5 protein-coding genes and 2 pseudogenes are annotated in these 5,123 nt (G+C 66.7%); 5 read left to right on the top strand and 2 right to left on the bottom strand.

What is annotated here, in order from left to right; all coding sequences use genetic code 11:
- The 4 genes and pseudogenes from COGEMETH_RS24740 to COGEMETH_RS24725 all read left to right on the top strand — a co-directional run.
- Positions 1 to 482: pseudogene (locus COGEMETH_RS24740) on the top strand (IS5 family transposase); the annotation flags it as partial.
- 228 nt (positions 483 to 710) lie between these two features.
- The gene (locus COGEMETH_RS24735) at positions 711 to 2,033 is read left to right on the top strand and encodes a hypothetical protein (protein ID WP_238185319.1); all 1,323 of its coding nucleotides are present in this window, start codon (positions 711 to 713) and stop codon (positions 2,031 to 2,033) included.
- A gap of 73 nt (positions 2,034 to 2,106) precedes the next feature.
- Positions 2,107 to 2,454, top strand: a complete 348-nt coding sequence (locus COGEMETH_RS24730; protein ID WP_238185318.1) for a hypothetical protein — start codon at positions 2,107 to 2,109, stop codon at positions 2,452 to 2,454.
- A 332-nt stretch (positions 2,455 to 2,786) separates the two neighbouring features.
- Positions 2,787 to 4,040 (top strand): hypothetical protein, encoded by a 1,254-nt coding sequence (locus tag COGEMETH_RS24725; protein WP_238185317.1) that lies wholly within the window; start codon positions 2,787 to 2,789, stop codon positions 4,038 to 4,040.
- Here the strand turns inward: COGEMETH_RS24725 and COGEMETH_RS24720 are convergent.
- Positions 4,028 to 4,279, bottom strand: a complete 252-nt coding sequence (locus tag COGEMETH_RS24720) for a site-specific integrase (RefSeq protein ID WP_238185320.1) — start codon at positions 4,277 to 4,279, stop codon at positions 4,028 to 4,030. The two genes, COGEMETH_RS24725 and COGEMETH_RS24720, sit on opposite strands and share 13 nt — an antisense overlap.
- A 333-nt stretch (positions 4,280 to 4,612) precedes the next feature.
- Here COGEMETH_RS24720 and COGEMETH_RS24715 point away from each other — a divergent pair, with 333 nt between their 5' ends.
- The gene (locus COGEMETH_RS24715) at positions 4,613 to 4,816 is read left to right on the top strand and encodes a hypothetical protein (RefSeq protein ID WP_238185316.1); all 204 of its coding nucleotides are present in this window, start codon (positions 4,613 to 4,615) and stop codon (positions 4,814 to 4,816) included.
- Positions 4,817 to 4,906: 90 nt separating this feature from the next.
- Here the strand turns inward: COGEMETH_RS24715 and COGEMETH_RS24710 are convergent.
- A pseudogene (locus COGEMETH_RS24710) lies at positions 4,907 to 5,123 on the bottom strand (IS5/IS1182 family transposase); the annotation flags it as partial.

Raw genomic sequence — 5,123 nt, 5'->3', positions numbered from 1 at the left:
GCGCGGTGGCGGCAAGCGCAGCGTCGATCTCCGCGCGGTCGTGAACGGCCTGATGTACGTGCTGAGCACAGGCTGCCAGTGGCGGGCGATCCCGAAGGACCTGCCGGCGCGCTCGACGGTGCACGATTACCTCGACCTGTGGGACTAAGGCGGGACGCTCGATCGGATCCATCACACGCTCTACGTTGCCTGCCGGGAACAGGCCGGGCGGGAGGCCAGCCCGACGGCGGGGATCATCGATAGCCAGAGCGTTAAGGCCGCGGAAAAAGGGGGGCCTCGATCGACCCGCCGGGCTACGATGCGGGCAAGAAGATCCGCGGCAAGAAGCGGTACGTCCTCGTCGACACGCAGGGCCTGCTGATGCACGCGCTCGTCCTCCCGCCGACATTCAGGATCGGGATGGCGGCGTGCTGGTGATGGCCACGCTGTTCGGCCTCTGCCCGTTGCTTCCGACCTTTTGCGGAAGCTGGGAACCTCCGCTTACCGGTTAGGGCCTGTCGTCGCCTGAACAAATTGCACAAGTCACGCTGGGTCAGCTGTAAATGACGTCGGTGAAGAGGGGGAACGCCATCCCAAGGTGCGGGACATCCTGCCGGAGCCGGACCCGGAGCCGGAGCCGTCTGAGGGATCGACCGCCCCGGCTCGCGTCCAAGTCGCTTGCCAGGCCCACCGCACTCGTCGAAGTTGTCGGCCAGCACCGGGAAGGATTTATGAAGCCGTTCGCAGCCGCCCTCGTCCTTCTCCTCGCGACGGCCTTCCAGGCGCACGCGCGCGAGTGCTCGACGATCGACGACCCGTTCAAGCGTCTGCAGTGCTTCGACGAGGGCAGCCGGCAGGCGCCAGCGGCGAAGTCGGTCAAGCCGGCGGGCGCCCGCCGGCGGGACTTCGGCGCCTATCGCGTCGACGTCTACCGCGGACCTTCGCGGCAGCCAGACTTCCAGGGGCGGGACCGGGCGTCCGCCGGGTACCGGACGCGCATCCGGCAAGGGATGCAGGGACCTCCCAACTTCGGCGGCCGCCTCAGGGTGATCGAGATCGGGTGCGGGACACGATGCGTGTTCCATCCCGTCGTCGATCTGCCGACCGGCCGCGTCGCGAATTTTCCGATCAACTCCGACGACCATCCGGATCTCGATCTCGACTACCGCCCTGACAGCCGCCTGGTGATCGCGAAATGGCAGACCGAGAAGGGCTGCGGCACCGAAGCGTTCGTCTGGAACGGCCTCGCGTTCGAGGGCATGGGCGAGCGCGACGCGGAGCCCGGTACGACGTGCGGGCCGGACTCCGACAAGCGCCCCTACGAGGGCTTCTGGGCCCTGGACGCCAAGGACTGCAAGGAGCCCTCCGACGGCAACTTCCGGATCGAGGGGACCGCCTACAAGGGCTGGGAGTCCCAATGCACCATCGACCGCGCGACGAAGGAGGGCGAGGGATGGGAGCTCGCGATGTCCTGCGGAGGGGAGGGCGAGACCTGGAAGGAGACCACGACCTACGTGCCGGAGGCCGACGGCAGGCTCTTTGTCCTCGACAAGGGGCGCAAGGTCAGAAGCTACCTGCGGTGCGAGGGCTCCGCCGAGGCCGTCCTGCCCACCGAAGTCGGCATGGAGGCGCCGCCCCCCGGTACGCTGACCGAATGGACCTACGACGCCAGCCGGAAGCTGGTGTGGTCGTGCGACAACCTCGACGAGGGCAAGGGGAAGGCTTGCCTCGCCTTCGCGTGCGACTACAAATCGCCGACGATGACCTTCTTCGCCAGGACGCCTCCGGACGCGGTCGCCGCGCTCCTGGCGCCCGGCTCGGCCGTGGCGATGCCACCCACCGGGACACAGGAGGAGAAGACCTTCGCCAAACTGTTCGGCATGCAGGCCAGGACCGTGGTGCTGGACGGATCGGAACAGCTCGGGCGCTACTTCGACGGCCTCCGGCGCGGTCCGATCTCGGTCTCGACCGACGCCGATCGTTGGTCCTTCGCCATTGAGCGGGGCAAATCTCAGAAGCCGGTGTCGGACTTCAGGGCCGAATGCGTTCCCTGAGGGATCTTCGAGGGGCGGCCGAAGCCCGTGTCGCGCCTGTCTAAACGCCGCGCACGGGCCGCGAGGGAGACGTGTGGACAACCGCGACGAGTTCAAGCGTCTCTTGGCTCCCGCGCGGGCCGGCGCGGGAGCCATGGACGCCGCGGACGAGCGCTGGAAGGAGGCGCTGGCCGCGGCCGAGGCCGTTCCTGTCGAGGACCGGAGGCTTTTCCGCCTGTTCGCCAAGGCAGCCACGAACATGCTCCCCTGTCCACTGAACGCCACAGTCGCCCGGATTGCCGACACGCAGTCGCCGGGACGTGCGCTGGGCATGATCTCGTTCCTGGAACAAAGTGGCCGCATCGCCATGCGCGTTGGCTTCCGGAACCTCCGCGTTGTGGCCATCCCGTCGCTCGGATGGCAGACGCTTCCAGCGATCTGAACGCGGCCTACGTGCAGACGGACGCTGAGCCGCAGCACTTCGAAACGGCGGAATAGGAGCTCGTCCACGCAGGCCGCGATCGAGACGGCGAAGGAGCGGCTGTTCGGCGAAGGCGGCCTCGCGGTCGCCGACGTTTTCATCTTCCCCGGCCGCGACCGGGATGCGACGCCCGAGTTGATGACCGGTCCGGTCTCCAGGGTACTGGATCAACTGGAACGGGGCGACTTCGAAGTCGTGGACCGTTTCGACGATTGAAGCGGAGCGTCCGAAGAACTCAGCGCGAGATCGGTGGGCAAATCGACCGGGGGGCGACTCGAGGTAGTGCCAAACGGATGTGGCGGGGGCACAACGGGCCCGGCCACTCCGGAGCGCGCATGATGCTGCTTAGATCGACCGCCTTCGCTCTCCTCGCCGCATGCGTCTGCATCCCGGACCGGGCGCCGGCGGCGGAGCAGCAAGCAGAGTACAACAGCCCGCTGCCGACTACCGGCGTGGTCCGCTACGGCATGTCGGACTCGTCCATCGGGAAGCTGATTTTCCTCTCGGAGGGAACGGTCGGGGGCAGGATCCTTTTGTCCTGCAAGGCGGGGGTCCTGTGCGAGGTCTGGGGGACCGTCCGGGGCGAGCAGATCGTCCGTGTGGCGAAGGCGATCCCCGTGAAGCCCTTCGCCGGCCCGAGGGACCCGATCGTCTTCGTCTACTCGCACTACAAGGAGGGTTCGGGCGCCTTCTGGCTCGAGGACGACGATCTCGAGAGCCTGTACACGCCGCGGATGGCCGGGCTCATGGTGAAGTCCAGGCGCGCCTCCGAGATCTTGGAGTCCGAAAGCGCCGGTGCCGGCCCCTGGATCCAGTCGCAGGAGTGGATCATCCGCGGCGTGAAGGTGGAGGCCGACGACCGGGGAGCGGGCAAGGCGCTCGCGACGGCGACGTACCGGAACCTCGCCCTGCCGAACCCCAAGCCGGAAACCCTCGCCTTCGACATGGTGAGGACCGAAGGCGGCTGGCGCATCGACGACATCCAGTTCCCCAGGCAGGAGACGGCTCGGTTCGGGACGTCGTCGCGGCTCTCAGACATGCTGAGGATCGAGATCGCCGAGGGCGAGAAGGAAATGCGCGACAAGGTGGCGAAGGCCGCGTCCACCGGCAGCCTCTGCCGGTTCGGCGAGGGCGAGATCTTCACCTGCAGCGCAGGCGGCAAGCAGTACTCGATCTGCACCTCGGGCCAGACCCACGCGCTGCCGCATCAGTGGATCGAGTACCGGGCCGGAACGCCGGCGAAGCCGGAGCTCGTGCATCGCAGCGAGAAGGTGGGTGCACCCGGCAGCTTCTACGGCGCCTTCGAGCCGTTCGCGACGGGCGAGGTGTCCTACGTCCGGTTCACCAAGGACGGCTACGACTACACGGCCTACAGCGACGAGAACTCGCGACCGCAGACCTCGGGCGTGATCGTGAGGAAGGAGGGGCGGCGCGTGGCCAACATCAAGTGCTCCGGGGGCAAGGACGACGCGATGCCTAAGAACGCGTTCAAGATGCCATCGAACATGATACTTGCCGTCCCGTACGACACCGATCAGCTGAACTGAGGCGTCACGATTAGACCGGCAGGATCCGCCAGTCCCTCCCCGATTAGGAACCGATAGATCGATCGGACGACGGTTGTCCGATGCGCGATAGTGGCTTCGGAGTGTTGCCGGACGTCGAGATGAGCGAGGTACTCGGCGAAGTTATCGCGGGAGGCGCCCTGGATTGTCCTCGACCGCGTGGCGGGGAAGTCAGTCCAGCACCGCGCCCTCGTGCGGTAGACGCCGACTTGCGCGGCCACGTTGCGGTAGATGGGCCCGGGATTGCGTTGGGGTGACCAGTTCCGCTGCTCGGCAAACAGTGGATCAAGCGCGTCGAAGTAAGGGTTCACCGGCCTACCTTACGATCATCGCGGCGGCGAAGGCGCGCGCATCCAGAAAAAAACTCTCTGTAGACGATGCGCAGAGGGCCGCCTGCCGCGAGCGTCCGGCGGAGTTCCACAGGATCTTTGCGTGGAAATTTGCGCAGCTCGGGCAGCCGAGCGAGAGATAGACGTAGCAAGGTCTCGGCGGCGTTGCCGAGTGACTTCTTGATTAGATGGCCGGCTTGAACGTCGAACGGGCAGATTGGCGACATGCCTTCGACGGCGCCCGCGGACATCGAAACCGACATGGCCTGCAATCCTCAAGGCTTGCCTCCCATCGGCGCGGCGGCCAAGGAGGTCAAGGGCATAGCGCACACGCTGGAGATGAACGTCCAGGCGATACAGGCGCCCGTGCTCAAGACGCTCGGACACCTCGAAAAACCCTGTAATTGCGGGGTTTGGCTGTTGGTTTGACGCCGCCCGTAGCGTTGGCGTGATCGGACTGGCGTTCTGGCCGTCTGGCGGTGGTCGCGATTGGGCTCAGCGGGCCATCCCGAGGTTGCCTCAGGCCGCCACCGGCCGGGTTTCGATCCAGAGGAAGCGGTTGAGGTTGTAGGCGAGGTTGGCGAGCCCGATCTTGGTCCGGGCTCGGGCCATTCCGATGGTGCGCACGAACAGGCCGAAGCGGTGCTTCTGGCCGGCGAACACCGTCTCGACCGCCGAGCGAACCTTGGAGCGGGCGCGGTTGGCCTTGCGCTGCGCCGGCGTCAGATCGAGGCCG

Origin of the sequence: Methylobacterium trifolii, assembly GCF_022179685.1 — a bacterium.
In the GTDB taxonomy this organism is placed as follows: domain Bacteria; phylum Pseudomonadota; class Alphaproteobacteria; order Rhizobiales; family Beijerinckiaceae; genus Methylobacterium; species Methylobacterium trifolii.
The sequence above is the reverse complement of the archived record's forward strand: the minus strand, read 5'-3'. Positions and strand labels throughout refer to the sequence as shown.